Below are 23384 nucleotides of genomic sequence, written 5' to 3'. Positions count from 1 at the left end.
AGGGGTCTTTGCAGCCATCTTGATCGTGGCGTCTTAGAACGACGGCTGAATGTTTCGTTCGGCTTTGTCGAGCCCTGCTGTTTCAACTACAGCTCTCATCCTGGTCGGGGTGGGCCCTGGTGATCCTGCCCTGTTGACCCTGGCTGCCATTGAGGCGATTGAAGCGGCCACTGTTGTGGCCTATCCCGTGGCACGGCAAGGGGGCAAAGGGATGGCGGCGAGCATTGCCTCGCGATGGATTCGTGCTGAGCAACGCCTACTGCCATTGCTTTTTCCCATGGTGGCTGCCGCTGAACCGCGCCAGCAGGCTTGGCGAGAGGCCAGTGATCAACTGGCAACTGCCGTTGCTAAAGGAGAGCGAGTGGTGGTGCTTTGTCAGGGGGATGTTTCCCTGTTTGCCACAAGCTCTTACATCTTGCTGGCTCTTAAGAAGCATCATCCTGATTGCCTGGTTCGGCTGATCCCAGGGGTCACGGCAGTTGCAGCCGCCGCTGCTGCAGGTAAGTGGCCCTTGGCGATGCAGCAGGAACAACTTTTACTTTTGCCGACTCCAGATCAATCCAGCGAACTCGAGGATCTACTAGAGGATGCTGCTGGTTCTGGGCGTGTGCTGGCGTTGATCAAGTTGGCGCATCGCTGGGCCTGGGTAAGGCCCATGCTGGAAGAGCGGAATTTATTGCAATCAGCACTCTTTGCCCAGAATTTGGGCTGGCCTGATGAGCAGGTGATGCAGGCCTGCGAGGTGCCCGCAATAGCTAGGCCCTATTTTTCGCTGTTGTTGGTGCGACAAGGCTGGCCGGAGGTGATGCCCTGATGTCTAGTGCTCTCTCTTTGACCGCCATGCAGTGGCTTGGCTTGTTGCACCCCGTGCTGATCATTTTGTTTGTCTATCCAGTGGTGGGTGCCACGATTCGGCTTGGTACTTTGGCTCGCGAGCGGCGCTTGCAGATCAATCCGCTGCCTGCCTCGGTGCCTGTTGAACATGCCGAGCATGGCCGCTGGGTTGCCGGAGGGGTGTTGGTGGCAGTGTTAATCGCCTTTTTTCATAGCTATTTGGCCGCTTGGTTTGAGGCGTCGCCCGGGGGTTTGGCTGGGGTTGGTCGACTCGTTGTCTTGGCCTTTGCAGAGTTGGGCACTGTGGTGATCTACCTCCGTCTTCTCAAGGTGAGGCGCCCTGCTGCGCGTGCGCTGTTGGGCCTCGCTTGCTGGTTGGCATTGCTGCTGCTGGGAGCACAACCGGAGATCAATCGCCTCACAGACAACCCTTTCGATGCAGATTTTTGGCGCTCCCACTACTGGAGCGGTGTGTTGCTGAGCGGGTTGTTGCTCGCATCGGTGGCAGCCAAGCCTGAGATTGCTCGTCATCTCTCGATGCGACGACTGCATGTTTACGCCAACGTGTTGGTTGCTGTATTGCTTGCAGTGCAGGCGATCACAGGCACACGTAATCTCTTAGCAGCTTGAGCAGGCCATTGATCGCAACTGGATGATGAGCCGTTGAGTTGATGACGGCGATTGATTAGTGATATTGGCTGGGTGATTGGATGTGGCTTGGTAGCGGATTGATCGCAACTTGAGGCTGGATTAGGCGTTGGTCGCTTCAGGCCATGCCGTTATGAGTTCTGCGCTGGCTTGCTCTAACAGTGATATGGCATCCGTTGGCGTTGGTGCACGCATCAGGGCATGGCGCAGTTTTGATGCGCCGGGGAAGCCGCTACAAGTCCATCCCATGTGTTTACGGGCAATCAAGAGGCCATGTTCCCCCTTTGCTTGGACCAGCGCTTCAAGTTGTTCACGAGCAATGGTGAGTCGCTCTGCCGCTCCAGGCGTTGCAGGCACGGGTATTCCGGATAGTGCTGCATCGATTTGACCCACAAGCCATGGCGCTCCCAGCGAGCCTCTGCCCACCATCACGCCATCGGCTCCAGTGATCGCCAGGCAGCGTTTGGCATCCATGTCGCTCTTGACATCGCCATTGGCAATCACGGGGATTTGCAGTGCGCTTTTGACGGCAGCGATGGCGTGCCAATCAGCTGAGCCTTTGAAGCCTTGCTCTCGAGTTCGAGCATGCAATGTCAACATCTGGGCGCCGGCCTGCTCGAGTGATTGGCACCATTCAATTGGTTTTGCATCGCTGCCACACCAGCCCAGCCTTGTCTTCACGGTGACTGGGATTTTGACTGCTGCAGCAACAGTGCTCACGATTTTTGCCGCCAGTTGTGGGTCACGGATCAGACCAGAGCCACCGCCCTTGCGTGCAATCTTGCGCACAGGACAGCCCATGTTGATGTCGATCAGGAAGGCACCAGCAGCCTCTGCTCGTTGTGCAGCATCGGCCATCGCTTCTGGGCGGTGATCGAACAATTGCACGCCAATGGGCCCGGCTTCATTGGCGAGTTCGTCGATTTTCTGTAGGCCGTGGCCCAGCTCCAGGCTGGTGGCATTGACCATTTCCGTGAATAACAATGCATCTGGCGCCCAGCGCCGAACCAGGCTTCGGAAGATCTGATCACTCACGCCTGCAAGGGGCGATTGCAGCACTCTGCAGCGCAGTGCCCTTGTTGTTCCCCTGCCGGGCAGGCTGAGTTCAGGCACAATGTTGATGATCAGAGTGATCGGATCAATATCCTAGAGAGAATGGCCTCTCTTCATTCAAGGGAGCGTTCTCTAAAAATAAGAATTTTTGGTTTTCGTATCATTGATGGTGGGCTAAATGAGGTGTGAGAATGAGTTAGTTGGAGAAGCTTTCGCTTGTTATCGTGGGACAAAAATTGGATTGCAAGTATAACTTTGGCTTTTTGGGAAGTCATTTTTGCTTGTCAAAGACCATCATGTCTCCGCATCCTTGATGGCGGGGCTATGCTATAATTATTACAAGAATATGTAGCCTTTGTGACATGTCTGAGCTGGTGATTAAGTCATTAAAGGATCTCGATGGTCTCCGTTCGGCTCCTGATCTTGATGCGACACAATCGAAGCATTTGCTTGATCAGCTTTGTGCCTCTATGGACGATGCTGATTGGTTCACAGTGGGAATCATGGCCCCTTCCTCTAGCTTGGCAATTTTTGTTTTACGAGAGATGGAATCTCGTTTTAATTGGGCTGCCATGAATGTCGTTGATAAGCCTGCTGGCGAAGGGCCTGTCTTTCTTAAGGCGAATCAAAAGACCGGTGATATCCATGTACGCATCGAGCATGGCTTAGGTGAAGGTGTCTTGCTCAGTTGCCAACATAACAATGAAGAAAAAGAAGCAGATACCCTAGGCCCTTTCCCATTAGACTTTTTTAAAATTAAGGATTGAACTTGTTCTGATATTGAATTACATTCCTTCGTTTCATGATCAACAGAAGGGATGCACGATTAGCAAATTAGAGGAATTAGCCATTATAATTTGTCTAAACGTTTTTTGTAATGCCTCTTCCCTTCTTTTTCGATCTGCCCGTTTCGTATTTTTACTATCTATTGGCGGGTACGCTGCTGGGCTTTGTTTTGTTAATTGCTTTTATCTTCTTTAAAATCAAGCAAACTCGTTCCTGAACTCTGTATATGTGATTACTGCCCTTTTCTCTTTGCTGCTGCTAAAATTTGATTTGCTATTCATCCGTTCATTTCTTTTCTATAGCCACTGCTGAAATACCCACGCTCATCATGTGAAAGCTCTGTGCCTGAGTATTCAAAGATGCCTTTTTCTAAATCTTCCATCGTGACCGTATAACCAGCAGCTTTGGCAAGCATCAATACATCCGTTCCTTCGGTTTTTAGCTTCTGCTCTAAAGATGGGCACGCACGCAGCATGGTCATGAATGCTTTGAGATGTGCTTCAGACATACCGTTTGTTGGTAGTTAAGCTGCATCATCGTATCGACGAATTTAAATTGATCAAGTGCCAATCGTGGAGTGTTTGGCTTTACTGATGTTGGCTATGGCGAGCGATTGATTGGGTTAATGAGCCCTTATTTCTCGCGTAGGTTTTCCCGATTTTGCCGATGGCTTGCCTCTCAATCTCGATTACTCTTGACAGTAAACCTAAAATAAAATTTATGCTTAGTTCTCTGAACGCTTCTACCCTGCTTGTCGTTGGTGGGATGGCAACCTTGATGTTGCTTTATGGCGGTTTCATCCTGTTTAAGATACGCCAGCGCACTCCTTAACAAGCATCGCTCGCTTTGATTTGAGCTAATAAGGATTGCGATCGTATGGTTTCGATCTTCAACCCGGTGATGTGATGAAGGTCTGTGGTTGCTCCAGCCCACAATTTTCGATGCTTATATCATTATTGATAGCCTTTGTATGGTGTTAGTCGTGGCATATCTCGATGAATGGGCAGACGATCAGAGGAGCAACCAAAGGCGCATCAACATCCATTCAGATAAGAACGAACCTCAGCTGCTAGAGCTCTCGCCATGCTCACATCAGCATGCGCTTGCAAGCCGGTGTACCAGTTCCAGTTCATGCAGCTAATATAGACACCAGCATGAAATACATCGAAGACCATCACTTCCACTGCCGAGCCGATGAAGCAACAGATCTATTTAGCACAGGAAGAAACACAATTAAAGCGGTAGAAGATTATCTTGATTGGATTGGCTAGAATTACTCTTTCACACTTGTCATTAGCAGTTTAAAATAGTGATATCAGAAAGTCATCCTTTCTTTTTTCTGTAACAGAAGAGAATAAGGTTTTAGGCCGAGTCAAATAAACCAAAGAAATAAGGGAAATAAAGCAAAAATGAGATTATGTGATTTTTGCTTTATTTCCCTTACGCTTAAGAAGCCTGCCTTGAAAGCCAGAATGTCAGATCAGTTTGAAGGACCAGTGCTAAGGGGGCAAGAGATAGGTGGATGGACGCCTGAAGCAATACCGAGAATGCAGGAAGGATTTGAGGTTTATTATGATGATATTAGGCGAAAGCATGGTTTTGATCCAACAACTGTGCCTGGAGATACCTTAGTCGAATTAGCTATAGGTTACGGAAATCATGCTGAGCATATGAGAAAGATTCAGAGGCAGCCTTACTACGATACTGGTGTGCCTGTTTATGGAGAAAATTTTAGTAATAAGATTTTGCCTTATTATATTGGAGAGGGTGAAGATTTGATGTTAAGCAAAAAACATAATATATCAGTTAGGACTATAGATTGCACCCTAGCAGAGGAGAACTATATTATGGATTGTTTCAACAGACTAGGAGCTATAACTGGTTTTGAGATGAGGAGGGTTTTGGAAATAAAGAATGCAGTCATCGATATTCATCTTCAGAACGAGGTTGACGCTGGAAGAAGAGATGTGGATGCTAGGTCAGCAGGGACTAGTTTGCCTGGTAAGTCACATGAACAATACTGGAGGACAATACTATGGACAAGGGCAGGGGCTCGTCGTGGGCCGGATGCCTCTGAAGATATGCGGAAAGCGGATCAGCAAATAGCAATTATGCACGAGTTAGGGCATGCTTTTGGATTATCACATCCTGGCTTTAATCAAACTGGCTTCAATCAGTACTATAATAAATTAGATACGCTAATGTCTTACATAGACCCACAAGTAAAAGAAGGCATTGATCCTAAGCAAGTATCTATATCTGATATGCCACTACCTGAAGATTATAATGAGCTTGAGGCCTCAAGTTTAAAAGAAAACTTTTCCGAATTTCTTCAGGGTGCAGAGAGCTTGACTGGGATTATCGACATTAAGCATAGAGATGAGGGCTTGGACTGGTTGTATGAAGGTGGAGATGATGCGTACACTGCGAGAATGGTCTTTAATGATATAGCGAGCATGTCTGATGAATTTGATTACTCTTATCACGGAATAAATGGAAAAGAAGATATTTGCGGCACAGGAATTGATGACGTTATTTATTCTTATGGTGGCAATGATAGATTATACCTCACCCCTGGTTTTGATCTGATCAGTACTGGTAAAGGCAGGGATAAGATATATATAACTGCAGAAAGTATTCTTGCAACTGATTCCTACACTTTTGTTGAAGACTTTAATCCTAAAAAAGATCAATTGGCCCTTGATGATGTCGATGAGTTTGCAGGCAGTTTGGATATTATTGAAATCGGGAATTGTGCTGCCTTAGTATTTGATTCTTCGCCAGTCGCAATCTTCAATGGTGTCACGTTTGATGAATTCATGCAGGCAGATATTCCGAGAATGTTGCTAGGTTAAAGTTGGCTGAAATGCAAAATAGATATAATCATTGGCATGTCGTTGATGAAGCCTTTGGCTAATTATTTAAATCAATTGTTGGTGGCCTATCGATAAGGCAGTTGGCATTTATCCACATGTCTTATTGTGGATGGGATGAATGCCTAGCTGCTGATTCTATTGCTGCATTTGAGTTCACGAAACCTTGGTCTGGTTCCACATACAATCATTGTGAGCGGTGAAATTGGCTTTGCTTCTTATTTAGGTCTTGAATTGCTCTGAAATTCCTTTGCAGTATCCGTCTCTGACTTGGCCTCTTAGCCGGGCTCTATTAATCCAGATTCTCGAAGATCGTCTGAGCGATCGGTTTGTTTCCGAATTGATCTGGGAGCGGCTTGGCTATCAACCCGGCGCTGATTCAACGTCTGCTTGGTCTGCCGGGCCCCAAACGCCGCAGCCCTGGCGTGATGCCTTCCCCACTGCCCCGCCTGTGATTGCGCAGCGGCCGGCAGCTGTTCAGCTCACCCGCTCGATCGCAAAAGAACACAAACAGCTTTTAAAGCAGCAGCTTGATTTCGCTGGCTATCGCATTGATGAGCTCTACCCTCGTCGCACCCGTCGTGCCGCGGCTGTGAATTGGTTGCTGGCCTGGTTGGTGCAACGGGGAGGCGCTCTTCCCGCCGAAGGCCCCTTGCCGCAACGTCTTGACCCTCCCCTTGACCCCGTTAAAGGGCATCCTGGCGATCCGATTGTTGAGTGAACCCTGATTGCAGAGCTGCATCATCCCGTCTCGGTTTGATGCCTCTGTAGGGTCGAGAATGATTGCAAGGATTCAGCCAAGTGGCGCGTCCGATTGTCGCCATCATCGGTCGCCCCAACGTCGGCAAGTCCACGCTGGTGAATCGACTTTGTCGCAGTCGCGAGGCGATTGTTGATGACAAGCCTGGCGTCACCCGCGATCGCACCTATCAGGATGGTTTTTGGGGAGATCGTGAGTTCAAGGTGGTCGACACCGGTGGCTTGGTTTTTGATGACGACAGTGAGTTTTTGCCTGAGATTCGCGAACAGGCCAACTTGGCTCTGGCGGAAGCCTCTGTAGCACTGGTGATTGTTGATGGTCAGCAGGGTGTTACGGCTGCAGATGAGTCGATCGCTGAATGGTTACGCACGCAACCATGCCACACGCTGGTGGCAGTAAATAAGTGCGAATCGCCAGATCAGGGTTTGGCGATGGCGGCCGAGTTTTGGCGTCTTGGCCTGGGAGAGCCTTTCCCGATTTCTGCAATCCATGGAGCTGGCACAGGTGATCTGCTCGATCGTGTGCTCTCTCTTCTGCCGCCAAAGCATGAGGAGGCAGAAGAGGATGAACCGATTCAGATGGCCATCATTGGCAGGCCCAATGTGGGTAAATCAAGCCTGCTCAATGCCATTTGTGGTGAGCCACGCGCGATTGTTAGCCCGATTCGTGGCACCACCCGCGACACCATCGATACACGTCTTGAACGTGAAGGCCATCCTTGGAGACTGATCGATACAGCTGGCATCAGGCGTCGGCGCAGTGTGAATTACGGCCCTGAGTTTTTTGGCATCAACCGGAGTTTTAAGGCGATTGAGCGCAGCGATGTGTGTGTGTTGGTGATTGATGCCCTTGATGGGGTCACAGAGCAGGATCAGCGCTTGGCCGGCAGGATTGAAGATGATGGCCGCGCATGCGTGCTGGTGGTGAACAAATGGGATGCGGTTGAGAAAGATAGTCACACCATGCCGATGGTTGAAAAAGAGCTGCGCGCCAAGCTTTACTTTCTCGATTGGGCCACGATGTTGTTCACCTCTGCACTCACTGGGCAGCGGGTGGAAAGTATCTTTGCTTTGGCCTCCTTGGCAGTTGAGCAGCACCGTCGTCGGGTGAGCACCTCGGTGGTGAATGAGGTGTTGAAGGAAGCCTTGAGTTGGCGTAGTCCACCCACGTCCCGTGGGGGTCGCCAGGGACGCCTTTATTACGGCACTCAAGTGGCGAGCAGGCCGCCTAGTTTCACCTTGTTTGTCAATGACCCGAAGTTGTTTGGCGATACGTACCGCCGCTATGTGGAACGGCAGTTACGAGAAGGGCTTGGTTTTGATGGCACTCCCTTGAAGCTGTTTTGGCGCGGTAAACAGCAACGGGCTGCCGAACGCGAGCTAGCTCGTCAGCAGAACCGTTTGGGATAGGTCATGGACTGGTTGCGTCAGCTTCCGATCGGGCAGTACGTGGCTGGCAACTCCGGTTGGTTGCGTCGTCTTGATCCCCGTTTGAAGCTGGCCTGGGTGTTGATGTTCCTGCTCACGCCAGTACTGGCTGGCTCGTTGTGGCGGATTGGTTTGGTTGTTGCGCTTCTCTTGATCACCTTGGCCAGTGGTCTGCCGGTGCGGATCTGGTGGCGATCGTTGCTGCTGTTGCTGTTTCTTGGCGCTCTTGTGGGCTTGTTCGCCATGATGTTGCCGACGGGGGAAACCGCTGCCACCCTTGCTGTGCGCTCGCCGCAGGAACTGCCTGAGGCGAGTGTGACCAGTCTGTCTTGGGAGTTGCTGCGGCTTGGTCCCCTGCGCCTTGGTCCTTTGGCATTGGGGCCCTTTGTGGTTAGTCGTCGTTCTGCTGAGTTGGGATTAAACACCTCCACTCTCATCTTCACTGTGGTGCATAGCGTCAACTTGATGTTGCTCACCACCCAGCCGGAAGATTTGGTTTGGGCTCTGAGCTGGTGCCTGGCACCGCTGGCCTTGATTGGTGTACCTGTCGATCGGCTTAGCTTTCAGTTACTGCTTGCCTTGCGCTTTCTACCACTGGTGCAGGAGGAGTTACAGAACCTCTTACGGTCTCTCGCCAGCCGAGCCGTGAACTTGCGGCAGTTGGGTTTCAAGGCCTCCTTTGCTTTGATTCTCGCAGTGGGCGAACGCCTTTTAGCCAACATCCTCTTGCGAGCTGAACAAGGAGCAGAAGCTTTGCTTGCTCGTGGAGGCCTTTGGTTGCCGCCCGATCAGTTCCGCCCTCAGGTGGTATTGACTGGAGCGTCCCTTTGGCTCAACATCGCTTCGGCAATGTTGCTGCTATTTGTGCTTGGCTTGCGTGGGAAGTACGGTGCTTTGTAGATGATGAACTGTTGCAGGTGAGCGCCGAGCGCTATCTCAATCACCCCACGTTCGGAATGCTCTATCTCGTGGCCCCCGCCGGCGATGGTCGAGACGTTTACGCCACGCTCTATGCCCAGAGGATGTTTTTTCTCGTCACCCTGCAACCTCGAGGGGCACAGTTTGAGGTGATTCCCTATCAAGACGCGCGCCATTACGCCGAACTTCATCTGACCCATTGTCGGCGTGATCGCTCCCCTGAGTACGAGAGTTGGCAGCAGTTGTTTGCTCAGACCTTTATCTGAGGTTGATGTGACGTTGTCTGCTCGTTGGCACGATCTGGTTGATCGGCTTGCTGATGGAGTTCATCTTTTGGCTGTGAGTAAGGGGCATCCCGCAACTTTGATCCGTCAACTTGCCGAGCTTGGTCAGCAGGATTTTGGCGAGAGTCGCTTGCAGGAGGCTTTGCCCAAGTTGGAGGCCTTGGCTGATCTCAAAGGTCTGCGTTGGCATTTCATTGGACGTCTACAGGCGAACAAGGTGCGGGGAGTGGTGAGATCCTTTGCCGTGATCCATTCCGTGGATTCTCTGGCTTTAGCAGAACGCATTTCAAGAATTGCTGCTGAAGAGCAGTGCTGCCCGCAGGTGATGTTGCAGGTCAAATTTCGCGATGATCCCTCTAAGGGTGGTTTCTCTCAAGAGCAGCTCAAGCAGGCCTGGCCCGATCTGATCGAGTTGTCTCATTTGCAGTTGATTGGTCTGATGACAATGGCTCCTATAGGGCTTTCACTCGAGCAACGTCAGGAGCTTTTTGGGCAGTGTCGTGAACTTGCCGATCAGCTTGGCTTGCCTGATTGCTCGATGGGAATGAGCGGTGATTGGCTTGAAGCTATGCATGCAGGGGCTACCTGGTTACGGTTGGGGTCACTTCTCTTTGGCGCGCGTTCAATGGCTAAGTCTTCTTCTGTAGATGACATTAATGCTGTCTAAACCCTTGCCCCGGCCTGATTAGAGCGCTATTTAGGTGTCAGGTTAAGCAGTCTTCCTCTAAGGGGAACTTGCCTTCAGTCGGTTTTAAGCCGATTTACGTTCACATCATCGCGAGAGGATTCCACCGGTGTCGCTTATTTCCCGTCTTCGTGCTGTCGTCGCTGGTGATGACTATCTCGACAGCGATTACGACGACCTCGATTACGACACCGATGACCATATGGATGCTGATCACAGAAGTGATCATGCCAGTGGCGGTGCTTTGGCGACGCCATCAGACTCCAGCCCTTTTGATCTCGGTGGGGGTTTCTCCGGTTCCAATGTGATTGGTATGCCAGGGGTTGGTTCGACTTCTGCTGAGGTGAACCTGATGGAACCAAGGAGTTTTGATGAAATGCCTCGTGCCATTCAGGCCCTGCGAGAACGCAAGACTGTGATCCTCAATCTCACGATGATGGAACCTGATCAGGCGCAGCGTGCGGTGGATTTTGTTGCTGGTGGCACCTTTGCCATTGATGGTCACCAAGAGCGGGTAGGAGAGAGCATTTTTCTCTTTGCTCCTAGTTGTGTCACGGTTTCCAATACCAGTTATGACGAGGCTTCTGCACCATCGATGGTGAGCCAGGATCACGATTCAGTACCGTCATCGTCTCAACAAACTGGTGCGGCGCCTGTTCCGGCCTGGGAGGTCACCAGCGCTGGTGGCCTCTAATCACTCCATGCCCTGCTCTTTGGGGGTAATCGGTCTGGGTCGAATGGCTCAGGCTCTTGTTTTGCCGCTGTTGAAGCAGGGAGAGCTTGCGCCGCAGCAGCTTGTTGCGGTTGTGGGCCGTGGAGCAAGTGTTGAACGTCTCGCAGATCAGTTGCCAATCGGTCTGCGTTTGAAAGCTGCAGATGATCCCACTGCGGTAGAGGCATGGATGGCGCCCATTCAATTGCTAGCGGTGAAACCGCAGCAGCTTGATCAGATAGCGGCTTCAGCAGCTCGTCTTAAGCAAACTGCAGATGGGCCGCAACTGTTGATTTCTGTGCTTGCTGGCGTGAGCTTGGCGCGTTTGCAGCAGGCTTTCCCCGCTCATGCCTGTGTGCGTGCCGTTCCAAATACCCCTGCCTTGGTAGGCGCTGGGCTTACAGGATTGTCTTGGGGAGAGGGCGTCACGCCAGAGCAACGCCTAGCAGTTGAGCGATTGTTTTTGCCGGTGAGCGAGGTGCTGGAATTGCCGGAGTCGCAGCTGGATGCTTTTTTGGCGTTGACGTCATCCGGCCCTGCCTATGTGGCACTGGTGGCTGAGGCGATGGCTGATGGTGCGGTAGCGGCAGGCCTGCCGAGATCCTTGGCCCATCATCTTGCCCATCGCACCCTTGCTGGCACAGCAGCCTTGCTTAAGCAGCAGAAACTGCATCCTGCGGAGCTTAAAGACATGGTGACCTCTCCGGGTGGCACCACGATTGCCGCACTGCGCAAGCTTGAGCGGGCAGGGGTTCGTTCTGCTTTGATTGAGGCGGTTGTTGCAGCTGCTCAACGTAGCCGTGAACTGGCTTGAGTTAGGCCGCCATCTTTGTCGCCCCTAATAAGCCGCGGTAGAGCGTTTCCAGGTCATCGATGTTGCGGGTGATGGTGTATCGCTCCAGCACGCGCATACGGGCGCGGCGGCCCAGTTCGGCTGTTAGTACGGGCTGATCGCGGAGCACCGGCAGCAGGGTGCGTAATTGGCTGGTGACACCCTGTGTGCTTAAGACGATGCCCGCACCGCCATCCAACACTTCCCCATCAGCCCCGGCGTCTGTGGCCACGCAGGCTGTACCTGTTGCCATCGCCTCTAGTAGTGCCAGAGATAGACCTTCGACCAGGCTTGGCAGGAGGAAGACTTCAGCGCATTGCAGTAGGGCCACCTTGGTATTGAGATCTGACTCATAGCCCCACCAGAGCACGTCGTTTTCTTTTGTTGGGGTTGAGTTGTTTTGCAGGGTCGAACGCATAGGGCCATCGCCAACGATGACCAGTCGGCAGCCCTTGGTCTCTACCAGCCGCCAAGCGCGCAGCAGTGCCTCCACATTTTTTTCTGCTGCGATGCGTCCCATGTAGAGGAAAATTCGTTCATTCCCCACACGTCCAAGCACCTCTTGCTGCATTGGGTTGCTGCATTGGGGACTTGTTGGTGCCCAACATTCAGGATCGACTCCGTTGGGGATCACGGCGAGTCGTTGTTCCTGTACTCCAAGTTTGGTAAGAACCTCAGCTTGCAGCTCGGAGAAGACGATTACCTTGTCATAGCGAGCCAGGGCAGGGGCGTAGAGCTGATACGTGAGCTGTTGTGTGCCAGCCGTGAGGTGGCGCATGCCGCTATCAAATGGTGGGTGGAAGGTTGCCACCAATGGCACACCGATTTGCTCGCAGAGTTCTGGCAGCCGGAAGTCGAGGGGGGAAAGGGTGAGGCTGGCGTGAACGAGATCGGGTTGCAGCCTTTCTAATGATTCTCTGAGTTCTCGCTGCGCTCCTGGGAAGGGAATGGTGTAAACCTGTGACTTCACCAGGTATGGCAGGCTCACTTCTGGGTCATTGGCCAACAGTGCGCTCTCGCCGTTGCTAAGGCCGCCTGGATTGTCGAAGTGAATAAAACTGGTCTGATGGCCGCGTTGTCTTAGGGCCTCAGTCGTGTTGAGACCGTAGGTGACGTTGCCGCAGAACGGTGTTTTTTTGCCTAGCCAGGCAATGTGAGCCACCTGCTGCAATCCTCCTGCCGAATGTGAAAGCTAGCAGCGCTGCCAAGGGCGCTCTAATAAAGCTGCTATTAGTGCCAGTGCAGCAAGCAACCACAGCACTGGCACGAGCCCATAACTGCTGACCAGAGCGCCAGCCAGCACAAGAGGCAGACTCAGGGTGATGTTGATGAGGTTGTTTTGTAGACCAAACACCTTGCCGCGCTGTGCTTCTGGCGTGTCTTCTTGGATGGTGGTCTGGGCTGGAATCGCCACAAGGGCTGCTCCCACGCCCAGCAAACCGCATAGCAAAAGAGTTGGTCCCAGAGAACCAAGCACTCCCCCAAGCAGCACCAGGGTGCAGGCGATTGTGCCCAGGCCGGTTGCACACAAGTTGCGGCGGTTGAAGCGGTGGCCGGTTTGGGCCATCACCACAGCCCCCAGGGCCATCCCAATCCCACTCATCGCCAAGATCATGCCGAAACCAGTTGGCCCCAAACCTTTGATCGAACCTGCCAAGGTGATGGCCAGCACGTACATGGCGGCTAGCAGGCTATAGATCACAACAAGGTGGAGCATGGCCCCTCGTACAGCAGCCTGTTGACGAAGCACCTGCAGACCATCGCCGATTTCCTGCCAGACACTTTCTCTAGAGCTTTCGCGGGGCTGCGCCTGCATCTGGATCGTGCTCAGGCTGATCGCTGCCATCCCGTAGCAGAACGGTAGGAGCAGAAATTCCCCTCCATTCAGTCCTAGGGAGAAGAAGGCTTGTTTGAGTAGACGCAGGATTGGATCTCCAAGGGCAAAGCCCACAATCGTGGCGCCCATGCTGGTTGCTTGATACAGGGAATTGGCAGCCAGGAGATGTTCCTTTGGCACCAGTTGAGGGATGGTTGCTTGCTCGGCTGGCGCGAAGAATTGGGTGAGAACTGACTCCAGAAAGGTCATCACCAGCAGTGCCCAGTACCCCCAGCTCAGACCCAGCCAATGGGGACCTGGCAAGAGACAAACCGGGGCCAAGAGCACCAGCAGAGCACGCAGCGCGTTGGAGGCCACCATCACGCGACGTTTCGGCCAGCGATCAGCCCAGACACCCGCCACCGTTCCCAGCATCATTGCTGGAATGGTGTTGGCGACATAAATGCCTGTAGCAAGCAGGGTGATCTTTTGGGCGCGGGTTTCGAAATCCATCCGAATCGCCGCCGCCACCTCTGCAAGCGCCTCATTGCTTTGAGGGGTACTGCTCACCCAGTACTGGGCAATCAGGTACACCATCAAAACGATGTAGAACTTGTCGGCCAGTTGGGAGAAGATCTGACCGATCCACAGTCGGCGAAAGCCATCCAGCTTGATCACCGCTGCCAATCCGCGGCGTCCTTCTGGATTCGAGCCGGTTGGGAGGGCCGGTTCGGGGCTGTTTAGAGTTGGACCGCTCAAGATGCTTGTGGTGCCGCGGTTATGATCGCCCATCGCCTGAGCTGATGATGGCCTCGCGCAACATCCCTAGAGCTCGCATGTGATGTGGCAGATGGGTGCGGGTCCAGCACTCCACTACCGCGAGCAACCGCAGCCACACCTCTGGCGGACCCATTAACTCGCCATCGCGTCGCATGGGCAGGGCAGGGCGAAGCAGCCGCTGCAATAGGGCTAGCTCTGAGGGATTCAGTTGCAGTGCTGCGCCGGGTAGGGCGCCGATTGCAAAACCCTCTTCTGGCATCAAACTGCAGCGCCATTCCCATTGGCCCAGGGGTGGCTCCAGCTCTGTGCCATTGCGACAGCATTCCTGTACTGGCAGGCCATAGCCGCCTAGAGCAAGTAAATGCACGCACGCTTGCACGCTGCAGGCCAGGGTTGTGTTTGGCTGCGCTGGCTGGGCTTGGCTGAGGGCCTCGAGTCGTTCGAGATGCATCAGCAGTGTGTTGAGCAGTCCAGGGAGAGGATCGTTGCCTGCTACCAACATCAGGCTGAGCTCTGCAAGGGCCTGGGCCGCTGCCAGTGTCTCTAGCTGCTTCCCCACACTGTTAAAGCTGCGCAATACCTTGAGTTGCCGCACCCTTGCTAGACCTCGGCGTCCTGCGACTTGCAGCTCCAGCAAGCTGAGTGGCACTGCTGCCGCAAGGCTGCTGCGTGGTCGTCGCGCCCCAGGTACGGCAAGACGGGTCACTCCTTCTTGATCGCTGAGCAGAGTGAGAAGTCGATCATGTTCCCCGAGCGGTCCCACCTTCAAAGAGAGGCCGTTGAGGCGTCGTTCTCCACTCACGTTTGGCCACGGCGTAGTGCCTGCATGAGAGCTGGGCCTTGGCTGGTGCCAAGACGGGTTGCGCCTGCTTCCACCATGTCGAGGGCTTGATCGAGAGTGTGTAACCCCCCGGCCGCTTTGATTCCGCAACGGCCACGAGCCAGGTTTGCTAGCAGACGAATATCAGCTGCCGTTACTGCTGGGCCGAAACCATTCCCACTTTGCAGCCCGCTGACATCAGCATCGATGGCGGCGTCGACGGCCAAGCTCAGGCGATCCGCCGGCAGGCGGGCAATGTTGAGGATGACGTGGACAGGCAGCCCTAGTGCACAGATCTCGGCGAGTTCTTCGGCAAAGAGTTCTGCTCTGTCTTGGCTGAGGGCCCAGAAGTCTGGAACCACATCCAGCTCTTCAGCTCCATGCTCGGCGGCCCATTCCGCTTCGGCTTGTTTGAGCGTGCTTGGTATGGCACCGAAGGGAAAAGCAATCACGGCAATCAGCCGCGTTGGACCTGGTGGACCGAGTCGTTCGCGCGCCGCCTGCAGGCGATTGAGGTTGGTGCATACACCTGCAAAGCCGAAGTGGCGTGCTGCATCACAGGTCTGCTGCAGGACGTCTTGATCAAGGTGAGGATCGAGCAGTGCCTGATTGATCAGTGGTGCTAGATCCGGTAATTCACGCTGCTGGGAGGGACCAGGCATCAAGATTACCCACGCTTAATCTCGGGCCTGTATGACCCCGTAGCCGCCATGGTTACGTCGGTAGATCACCTGCAATTGGCCACTCTCTTGTTCGCGGAACAGGTAGAAGTCGTGGTCGATCAGGTCTAGTTGATGCCGGGCTTGTTCGACGCTCATTGGCGGCATGGCGAAGTATTTGCGCCTAACGCCTGGGCTGGGGAGGTGGGCCTCTTTGCCATCGAGTAGTGAACCGTCGATCGGGGCTTCATCGATCACCGCTTCAGTGGTTGGCGTTGACGAGGCTCGATGCCCGGGGCTGTGGTGGTGATCGCTGTGGCGTTCCTTGTAGCGGCGTAGCTGACGGCAGAGTTTGCTGGCTACCAGATCAATGCTGGCGTAAAGGTTTTCACTGCGTTCTTGAGCGCGGATCACCGTGCCGTTAGCAAAAACTGTCACCTCGGCAGTTTGTTGAGGCACGCTCGGGTTTCGGGCGACTGAAAGGTGCACATCAGCTTCCTTCACCATGTCTTCGAAATGTTGAATCGCCCGTTCCAGTTTCGATTGTGTGTATTCGCGTAGGGCAGGCGTTAGTTCAAGATTGCGACCATGGATCAGCAGCTTCATGGCATCCCTCCGGTGCCGATTGATATCGGCAAGTTAGGTACTACCTCTACATCGGCACAATCCCAATCGACTTTTCTGTTTGAGTGCAGTGAGCCAGTGCCCTTCGAGATGGCTTGGCTTTGGCAGCAGCAGTGGCAGCAACAGTTGTTTGCCAACCCCCTTGCTCCGCAGGCGGTTTGGCTGTTGCAGCATCAGGCTTGCTACACCCTCGGTCGCGGTGCAAGCGAGGCCAATCTGCTTTTTGATGTCAACAATCCGCCTGCTGCGTTGCATCGCATTGATCGGGGTGGTGAGGTGACTCACCATTTGCCTGGGCAGTTGGTGGTCTATCCCGTGTTGGATCTTCGGCGCTATCAAACGGATCTGCATTGGTATCTGCGTCAGCTTGAGCAAGTATTGATTGATGTTTTGGCTGTTTTGGGATTGGCAGGTGAGTGCTTGCAGGGACTCACCGGGCTATGGCTGGACGGTCGCAAGGTGGCTGCGATTGGCGTGGGGTGTCGTCGCTGGATTACTCAACATGGTTTGGCTCTCAACGTGGATTGTGATCTTGAGAGCTTTTCCGCCGTTGTCCCCTGCGGCCTGGTGGGTCACCCGGTGGGTCGGCTGAATCAATGGATCCCTGGGCTCACGGTGGCGGAGGTGCAACCTCTGATGCGGCAGGCTCTGGCGCATCGATTCGGTTTGCAGTGGCAGCAACAGTCAGTCATGTAAGACTATGAATGAAAATACTGAGTCTTAAACCTGTTATGAAGTTGCCTTGTGCTGCTTCATGGGGCTGAGAAATTCCTGCAATTAGTGCATCTTCTTTCACTCTTTGATTCGTTTTCCTGGTCTTTACTTTTCTGGTATTGCTCACATAGATCGACGAACCAAGCTCTTCAGTGCGTTCGTTGCTAGGAGCTGTTGTGGGAAATGGTAAGTACACCATCCAAACAAGTGAAAATATGCTCTTAAAATTCACATGATCTGATTAAATAACTCTTGTTTTTGATAGATCAGATGATTGTGAAGTGAATACTTATGCGGCTTTTTGCATGGCTTCTGAAGTTTTGAAGCTTGAATTATGGAAATCAAATGCTATGCGATTTCGATTCTCAGATTGCTTTCATTAAATATATTTTGAATTAGCAGGCTTCCATTGGTCCCGACAACTTTTAGTCCCAGGTCATGGGTGCTAATGCTATAGGAAGTGGGCGCGAGAATAGAGTCTCCCTGGTCGTATGTATAGTCCTTAGCAACATCAGAACCAAAACTAACGATAAATTTATCGGCGCCTAAATTTCCGCTTAGATTGTCATTGCCCTTGTTGCCGTCAAGGACGTCATCGTTTTGGCCTCCAAAAAGTGTATCGTCTCCTTGGCCACCATATAAATAGTCTTTCCCTTTGTTCCCGTATAAAGTGTCGTCTCTCTTGTTGCCGTAAACATAATCTGCATCTTTGCCACCAAATATCACATCATCTCCTTGGCCTCCATAGCTAATATCGTCTCCTTGGTTTCCATAGAGGGTGTCATTCCCTTGATTCCCATAGATTTCATCATTTCCTTCTTTCCCGTATATTTCATCATTGCCTTGATAGCCAAAGATCTTATTGTTTCCACTGAAAGCAATGAGACTATCCCTTTGAGGAGTTCCTTCTAAGGAATCATTTATATCAATAGCAGTTTCATTATTTTCTCGCCCCCAAATTGATACCAGGGCTTCAAGATCATTCGATGTAAATGCATTCGGCCAATTCTTCCCAAGAGGGTCGCGATAAGCCATTACCGTGTCTTCTGGATACACACTGCGCCATGGATCTGTAATCCCATCTACCGCATCGCCATCGCTGTCATCAAAGGGATGTTCAAGTCCCAAAGAATGGCCAAACTCATGAATTAGGGCATAGCGTAAATGGTTCTGATCATTTTCAAAAGCCGGAGTATTCAGGAATAGTTCCCACCAGTTTCGACCCCCTTTCGAGCTCGAAGATGCGAGCCCAAGCGTCTGGCCACCATCAAGATCGATTTCCGTGTCGTAATAAAAATTGATATCGCTGGAGTTCGGATTACTGGTGAAGCGAAAATCCAAATCCAAAAGCTCATCTAGATTAGACACAATGTCTTTAAAAAATTGTTGGTCTGACGAACTGATCGGAAAGGTTGTAATCGTTTGACTGCCAAAGACACCACCACCTACTTCAACAGAGCCACCAGATGTGTGGAGATAGAGATCAATGAATCCATCGCGATTAGCCTGATTTAGGGTGAATGAGGCAAGGTCTTCTGCGATTAGATCATTCGTCGCGATTGTCCTTATTGCTGTCCTGGCGAAGTCATAGCCACCAGCGTTCAATTTTATTTGCTGATTAAGTTCACAGAGAAGACACATGAGTGTTTTCTATATATAGCTGCGGATATTCATGACAATAGCCAAAAATAGTTGCTTATACAACCTTCATCTGAAGGTTTTCTAGTTGCAGGCAATTCATCAACCCAAGATCAATAACATCCTTTCGAGAAAGCGGCTGTGTCAATGTCCAGCAGGATATGGTTTGAGCTGTCTTCTCAGCGCCATAAGCCTGTTGCCCCGATTGTGTCGTTTGCGTCTGACCTTCAGGGGTGGTAGCCCTGGGATGACTCATTAAGCAGTTTTTGCGAGAGGCAGTAAGGCATTGAAAGGCACTATCGAAGGCGATTACGCTCATGCAAGTTGGCGTCCTGAGCCTCAGGAAGAGAGTGCGCTTGCTCATCAGAGCCATGTGGGCCAGATGGGCCGCGTTGATCAGATCTGGCTTTGGTTGGCGCAGAAGCATGGCCAAACCCTGGCGGTTGATGCTCCTCATGCGACTCATCCTGAACGCTTTCGCTATGGAGAGCTTGCTGAGCAGATCGCTTTGGCTGCTGCTGCGTTCAGCCATCTCGGCATCGGCGCTGGAGATGTGGTGGCGTTTTTTGCTGAAAACAGCCCCCGTTGGTTGATTGCGGATCAAGGTTTGATGCGCACTGGTGCTGCTAATGCTGTGCGAGGAGCGACTGCTCCATTGGAAGAGCTGCGCTACATCCTCGCGGATTCAAGCGCTGTTGCCTTGGTGGTACAGAACGCCGAGTTGTGGCACAAGCTTGCCCTTACCGATGAGCAGCGCAGGCCTTTGCGCTTGGTTTTACAGCTTGAAGGTGAGCCCGCTGATGGCGTGATGGGTTGGCAGGAACTGCTTGCTGCAGGAGCGGGTCAGCCTGCACCAGATCCGTTGAAGGATCGCGATTCGGGCTCAGCGGCAACAGTGACGGCCACGATTCTCTACACCTCTGGAACAACAGGGCAGCCAAAGGGTGTGCCCCTTAGCCACGCCAACCTCCTCCATCAGATGAGGTGCTTGGCTTGTGTCGCTTTCCCCTCTCCGGGTGCGCCGGTGTTGAGTGTGTTGCCGATTTGGCATGCCTACGAACGCAGCGCGGAGTATTACTTCTTTTCGTGTGCATGTACCCAGAGCTACACCACGATCAAGCAATTGAAGCGGGATCTGCCGCGGGTTAGACCGATCGTGATGGCGACGGTGCCGCGGCTTTGGGAGGCGATTCAGGCGGGCTTTGATGAAGCGGTTAAGGCTATGCCAACAGGACGGCAACGCTTGCTGCGGATGGCCCTTGCCAACAGTGGTTCGCAACGAAAGGCTTGGCGTCGGTCTCGAAATCTGCTGCTGGAGCCGCTGCCTTTGACCATCCGCACGCTGGCTTTGCTGGAGGCAACGCTGCGCTGGCCTTTGCATGGTCTGGCGGGTGCTCTGCTCTGGCCCAAGGTGCTGAATCAGCTCTGTGGGGGGCGGCTACGTTTTCCCATTAATGGTGGTGGAGCGATTGCACCCCATGTGGATGCCTTCTTTGAGGCGGTTGGGCTGGAGCTGCTGGTGGGCTACGGCCTCACTGAGACAAGCCCAGTCGTCAGTTGCCGAAGGCCTTGGCGCAACATTCGTGGCAGTTCAGGACCGCCTCTTCCTGATACTGAGTTTCGGATCGTGGACCCTGAAAGCGGCGTGGACTTGATGTTCCGTCAACGTGGCCGTGTGTTGGTACGGGGGCCTCAAGTGATGGCGGGTTACTTGAGGAAACCAGAGGCCACAGCCAAGGTGCTTGATGGGCAGGGTTGGTTCGATACCGGTGATTTGGGAATGCTGTTGCCCGATGGCTCCTTGGTGCTGACTGGTCGCGCTAAAGACACGATCGTGCTCAGTAGTGGCGAGAACATCGAGCCTGGTCCGTTGGAGGCGGCATTGGTGGCGAGTCCATTGTTGGAACAGGTGATGCTTGTGGGCCAGGACGAGCGGCAGCTTGCTGCACTGGTGGTGCCCAGGGAGGAGGAAATGCTGGCTTGGGCAGAGGATCAGGGATTGTCGATGCAGACTGGCCTGAGTGGATCTCCTGGGGATGAGGCGTTGCGGCGCTTGCTGCGCGGCGAACTCAATCGATTGCTGGCTCAGCGCTCAGGGTCTCGGGCGGATGAACGCTTGGCGGGTGTCGCCCTGGTGGAGGCGTTCACAATCGAGAACGGTTTGCTGACTCAGACTCTCAAGCAGCGGCGCGATCGGATCACGCTCCGAGATGGGGCATTGATTGCGGCCCTTTATGGTCGCAGTTGATTTTGTTTTCAGCCGGCAGTTGACCTCATGGTCACAGGCTGAGACCCTTAGCCCTTACTCATCACTTTCATGTCCGAAGGCACGACCCTGTCGATTAAGCGCTCGATTACCGTTCGCGCGGTAGTTACACCAAATTGGAAGGAGGAGGCTGAGCGTGAGCTCAGCAACGCCATTGCCACCACCGATCAGCAGTTGGCCCAGTTGGAGCAGGAAGGTCAGCAGGTGGTTGATGAGGTGCGTCGCCAGAGTGCTAATCCCCTCGACCCACGCGTGCAGGAGCAGGTGGCCCAGGTGCAGCAACAGGTGGCTGGCAAGCGCAGTGAGTTGGAGGAACAGAAGCGCAACCTGCTTCAGCAGCAGGCGCAGGTGCGCGAACTAGAGATGGAGCAGATTGTTGAGCAGGGTCAGATTGAAAGCTTTTGTGACCTGAGCGTGGGTGACAACCTGGTGAAGAAGATGCAGGTGTCTGTGGTTGTACGCGACGGTGTTGTGGAGGAGATAGAGGGGGCCTGACCTCCTTTGAAACTGGGCTTAAGTGTTGAAAATAATGTTAGATATAAACTTTGGAGTTAACTCAAGCCCCCTTTGCCTTAGGCCATAGGTCTTTGGATTTGATTTTTTTAGATACGTCTTGTCTGAATTCTGATGATTTAATGCCTAAGAGCTACTTCAATGAACGCCTCACAATTGAGAGGCTTTTATTAATTGCTAATGCGCATCGGTAATATATTGATCTAAGGATTAAAAGTCTGACAAAGTTATTGATGCCTTCGGGCATATCTGATGATGGGCGGATGTTGTTTTTGCGAAGTATATTTTAGTAAATGCGTTGCACTTTACTCCTTGCTGGCTACACATTTCATATCATTTAGCGTCTGGATACAGTGCAAGCATGTTGCAGGAAACACTGAGGACTCTCAGACAGAGATCTGGGGAACATGCTAATGCTTAGCTAATGTGGTTTACAAGCTCGGCAGCTTGGCTAGGTTCTCAATGTATGCATGAGTGGTTTATTGTTCGCAACTAGCAGTTGATTGTTGATGCCATGAGAAGGATACGCCAGATGCTTTACAGACAGCTTGTCGGCACTGGCCCTAAGCAAAGGATGTCTGCGTTTAATAGAACTATAGCTTCTGCAATTATAATGTCAATCTTCTTTTCCATTATTGCCACTGAGGAGGCTATTCAGGCAAAGTATGGAGACCATTTGATCCGATTAGACTGGATAATCGCAATTCTATTCTGTATTGAATATTGCATTAGGCTATGGGTTTCTCCTCTAGATGGCAGGTATGGGAAAGGAGTTAGGGGAATTGTTAATTATGTGTTGTCGCCATTGGCAATGATTGATGTGATCGCTATATTGCCTACTTTCCTAGGGATAATCAGTCCAGAGCTCTATACCTTAAGAGTCTTTCGACTTGTAAGAATTGCCAAGATAGGGAGGTCTAGGAGGTTTAAAGAAGGTTTGTATTATTTTAATCAGGCAATCAAATCAAAGACTCAAGAACTACAGATATCAGCAACCTATACCCTCATGTTGGTGCTATTAAGTAGCACCTTTATGTATCTGACTGAGTCAAAGGTACAGCCTGAATTATTTGGATCAATACCTCGATGCATCTGGTGGGCGATAATGACAGTGACAACAGTTGGTTATGGAGATGCCATCCCTGTGACTGGGTTTGGCAAGGTGATTGCGTCTGCAACAGCATTGATGGGTATCGGTGTCATCGCGATACCAGTAGGAATTCTTGCTGCGGGTTTTAGCGAATCATTCAGGAAGAAGAGAATTGAGAATGAGCAGACAGTTCAGCAAGAGGATTTAGTTGATTCCGCAGGTCAATGATGCTAAGAATGTGCATAAATTACTTGCATATGACTTAATCATTGCCAGCCTTTAATGCCTTGTCTCTTTGCTTAATGCTCGCAAGATTATTGGATTTATTGTGAAAATAAGCTTGTTTTGGCTTGTAAAGATTGACAGCTTGACTATTCTTTCTAGGGGATATAGAGACCGCTAATTTTGTTGCTGAGCGAACAACTGTGATGGCGATAAAAGGAGATTCATAAAGAAGAGACTTGTCTTCAAAGTTGAAAATAAACAAGCTTGGGAAGGTTTGTGACTCTACAGCTAATAACAGGTTTATTTGCGATGCAGCTATGTGATTTGGTTTGCACAATGAAGCATTCTGTACTCCTCGAGCCCAGCAGATGCATGATAGGGGTCTTTCTTGAACGTCTGTATTTTAAAGACACTTTATGATCAAATT

At 52.0% G+C, this 23384-nt stretch carries 25 protein-coding genes; 16 read left to right on the top strand and 9 right to left on the bottom strand.

Going from position 1 to position 23384, the window contains the following annotated elements; translation table 11 throughout:
* The first annotated feature begins 49 nt into the window (after window positions 1-49).
* On the top strand, window positions 50-814 hold the full coding sequence (gene cobI / locus SIB79_RS08315) for a precorrin-2 C(20)-methyltransferase (protein ID WP_063403480.1): 765 nt from the start codon (window positions 50-52) through the stop codon (window positions 812-814).
* A complete protein-coding gene (locus SIB79_RS08310; protein ID WP_063403479.1) occupies window positions 814-1464 on the top strand; it encodes a DUF4079 domain-containing protein in 651 nt (216 codons plus the stop codon). The genes cobI and SIB79_RS08310 overlap by 1 nt, the downstream gene beginning before the upstream one ends.
* Before the next feature lie 120 nt (window positions 1465-1584).
* On the opposite strand, the gene dusB is transcribed toward SIB79_RS08310, so the two are convergent.
* Window positions 1585-2595 carry a tRNA dihydrouridine synthase DusB gene (gene dusB, locus SIB79_RS08305; RefSeq protein ID WP_063403478.1) on the bottom strand — a complete coding sequence of 337 codons (1011 nt, stop codon included), beginning with the start codon at window positions 2593-2595 and terminating at the stop codon, window positions 1585-1587.
* Window positions 2596-2897: 302 nt separating this feature from the next.
* On the opposite strand from dusB, the gene SIB79_RS08300 reads away from it, so the two are divergent.
* Window positions 2898-3302, top strand: a complete 405-nt coding sequence (locus SIB79_RS08300) for a DUF1824 family protein (protein ID WP_063397833.1) — start codon at window positions 2898-2900, stop codon at window positions 3300-3302.
* A 296-nt stretch (window positions 3303-3598) separates the two neighbouring features.
* Here SIB79_RS08300 and SIB79_RS08295 read toward each other — a convergent pair whose 3' ends face one another.
* Window positions 3599-3829, bottom strand: a complete 231-nt coding sequence (locus SIB79_RS08295; RefSeq protein ID WP_063397834.1) for a Nif11-like leader peptide family natural product precursor — start codon at window positions 3827-3829, stop codon at window positions 3599-3601.
* 589 nt (window positions 3830-4418) lie between these two features.
* Between SIB79_RS08295 and SIB79_RS08290 the strand changes: the two genes are divergently transcribed.
* From SIB79_RS08290 to proC, 9 genes are all read left to right on the top strand, one after another.
* A complete protein-coding gene (locus SIB79_RS08290) occupies window positions 4419-4592 on the top strand; it encodes a hypothetical protein (protein ID WP_196757603.1) in 174 nt (57 codons plus the stop codon).
* Window positions 4593-4781: 189 nt separating this feature from the next.
* Window positions 4782-6176 carry a hypothetical protein gene (locus SIB79_RS08285; RefSeq protein ID WP_155724624.1) on the top strand — a complete coding sequence of 465 codons (1395 nt, stop codon included), beginning with the start codon at window positions 4782-4784 and terminating at the stop codon, window positions 6174-6176.
* 247 nt (window positions 6177-6423) lie between these two features.
* Window positions 6424-6915 carry a DUF1823 family protein gene (locus tag SIB79_RS08280; RefSeq protein ID WP_063403476.1) on the top strand — a complete coding sequence of 164 codons (492 nt, stop codon included), beginning with the start codon at window positions 6424-6426 and terminating at the stop codon, window positions 6913-6915.
* Window positions 6916-6995: 80 nt separating this feature from the next.
* Window positions 6996-8363 carry a ribosome biogenesis GTPase Der gene (gene der, locus SIB79_RS08275; protein WP_063403525.1) on the top strand — a complete coding sequence of 456 codons (1368 nt, stop codon included), beginning with the start codon at window positions 6996-6998 and terminating at the stop codon, window positions 8361-8363.
* 3 nt (window positions 8364-8366) lie between these two features.
* Window positions 8367-9281 (top strand): energy-coupling factor transporter transmembrane component T family protein, encoded by a 915-nt coding sequence (locus SIB79_RS08270; protein WP_063403475.1) that lies wholly within the window; start codon window positions 8367-8369, stop codon window positions 9279-9281.
* A gap of 17 nt (window positions 9282-9298) precedes the next feature.
* Window positions 9299-9565 carry a PipX family protein gene (locus tag SIB79_RS08265; protein WP_011129584.1) on the top strand — a complete coding sequence of 89 codons (267 nt, stop codon included), beginning with the start codon at window positions 9299-9301 and terminating at the stop codon, window positions 9563-9565.
* A gap of 7 nt (window positions 9566-9572) precedes the next feature.
* Window positions 9573-10250 carry a YggS family pyridoxal phosphate-dependent enzyme gene (locus tag SIB79_RS08260; RefSeq protein WP_063403524.1) on the top strand — a complete coding sequence of 226 codons (678 nt, stop codon included), beginning with the start codon at window positions 9573-9575 and terminating at the stop codon, window positions 10248-10250.
* 127 nt (window positions 10251-10377) lie between these two features.
* Window positions 10378-10962 (top strand): cell division protein SepF, encoded by a 585-nt coding sequence (locus SIB79_RS08255; RefSeq protein ID WP_063403474.1) that lies wholly within the window; start codon window positions 10378-10380, stop codon window positions 10960-10962.
* A gap of 7 nt (window positions 10963-10969) precedes the next feature.
* Entirely contained in the window at window positions 10970-11794 is an 825-nt protein-coding gene (gene proC, locus SIB79_RS08250; RefSeq protein WP_196757602.1) for a pyrroline-5-carboxylate reductase, read from the top strand.
* 1 nt (window position 11795) lies between these two features.
* Here proC and SIB79_RS08245 read toward each other — a convergent pair whose 3' ends face one another.
* From SIB79_RS08245 to hpf, 5 genes are read right to left on the bottom strand one after another with little or no spacing between them, the layout of a single operon-like run.
* Complete coding sequence (locus SIB79_RS08245; RefSeq protein ID WP_063403523.1) at window positions 11796-12974, bottom strand: glycosyltransferase family 4 protein; 1179 nt, start codon at window positions 12972-12974, stop codon at window positions 11796-11798.
* Between the two features lie 30 nt (window positions 12975-13004).
* On the bottom strand, window positions 13005-14420 hold the full coding sequence (locus SIB79_RS08240) for an MFS transporter (RefSeq protein WP_063403472.1): 1416 nt from the start codon (window positions 14418-14420) through the stop codon (window positions 13005-13007).
* Window positions 14407-15210: a DNA repair protein RecO gene (gene recO, locus SIB79_RS08235; protein WP_063403471.1), complete on the bottom strand. Its 804-nt coding sequence runs from the start codon at window positions 15208-15210 to the stop codon at window positions 14407-14409. The genes SIB79_RS08240 and recO overlap by 14 nt, the downstream gene beginning before the upstream one ends.
* A complete protein-coding gene (gene deoC, locus SIB79_RS08230; protein ID WP_063403470.1) occupies window positions 15207-15890 on the bottom strand; it encodes a deoxyribose-phosphate aldolase in 684 nt (227 codons plus the stop codon). Before deoC ends, recO begins: the two co-directional genes overlap by 4 nt.
* Window positions 15891-15905: 15 nt before the next feature.
* Window positions 15906-16493, bottom strand: coding sequence for a ribosome hibernation-promoting factor, HPF/YfiA family (gene hpf, locus SIB79_RS08225; protein WP_011826750.1), 588 nt, complete (start codon window positions 16491-16493; stop codon window positions 15906-15908).
* A gap of 12 nt (window positions 16494-16505) precedes the next feature.
* On the opposite strand from hpf, the gene lipB reads away from it, so the two are divergent.
* Complete coding sequence (lipB, locus tag SIB79_RS08220; RefSeq protein ID WP_063403522.1) at window positions 16506-17207, top strand: lipoyl(octanoyl) transferase LipB; 702 nt, start codon at window positions 16506-16508, stop codon at window positions 17205-17207.
* 366 nt (window positions 17208-17573) lie between these two features.
* Here the strand turns inward: lipB and SIB79_RS08215 are convergent, their stop codons facing one another.
* Window positions 17574-18830: a hypothetical protein gene (locus SIB79_RS08215; RefSeq protein ID WP_196757601.1), complete on the bottom strand. Its 1257-nt coding sequence runs from the start codon at window positions 18828-18830 to the stop codon at window positions 17574-17576.
* 415 nt (window positions 18831-19245) lie between these two features.
* On the opposite strand from SIB79_RS08215, the gene SIB79_RS08210 reads away from it, so the two are divergent.
* The 3 genes from SIB79_RS08210 (at window position 19246) to SIB79_RS08200 (ending at window position 22960) form a co-directional block, all read left to right on the top strand.
* Window positions 19246-21111: an AMP-binding protein gene (locus SIB79_RS08210; protein WP_236072606.1), complete on the top strand. Its 1866-nt coding sequence runs from the start codon at window positions 19246-19248 to the stop codon at window positions 21109-21111.
* Between the two features lie 69 nt (window positions 21112-21180).
* On the top strand, window positions 21181-21624 hold the full coding sequence (locus tag SIB79_RS08205) for a YlqD family protein (RefSeq protein WP_063403467.1): 444 nt from the start codon (window positions 21181-21183) through the stop codon (window positions 21622-21624).
* Between the two features lie 517 nt (window positions 21625-22141).
* Window positions 22142-22960 carry an ion transporter gene (locus SIB79_RS08200; protein ID WP_081215643.1) on the top strand — a complete coding sequence of 273 codons (819 nt, stop codon included), beginning with the start codon at window positions 22142-22144 and terminating at the stop codon, window positions 22958-22960.
* Between the two features lie 34 nt (window positions 22961-22994).
* Here the strand turns inward: SIB79_RS08200 and SIB79_RS08195 are convergent, their stop codons facing one another.
* On the bottom strand, window positions 22995-23294 hold the full coding sequence (locus SIB79_RS08195) for a hypothetical protein (protein WP_063403465.1): 300 nt from the start codon (window positions 23292-23294) through the stop codon (window positions 22995-22997).
* Window positions 23295-23384 lie beyond the last annotated feature (90 nt).

Origin of the sequence: Prochlorococcus sp. MIT 1342 (assembly GCF_047304495.1) — a bacterium.
In the GTDB taxonomy this organism is placed as follows: Bacteria; Cyanobacteriota; Cyanobacteriia; order PCC-6307; family Cyanobiaceae; genus Prochlorococcus; species Prochlorococcus marinus_D.
Note: the sequence above shows the minus strand (reverse complement) of the source record. Positions and strands in the feature narration are given on the sequence as shown.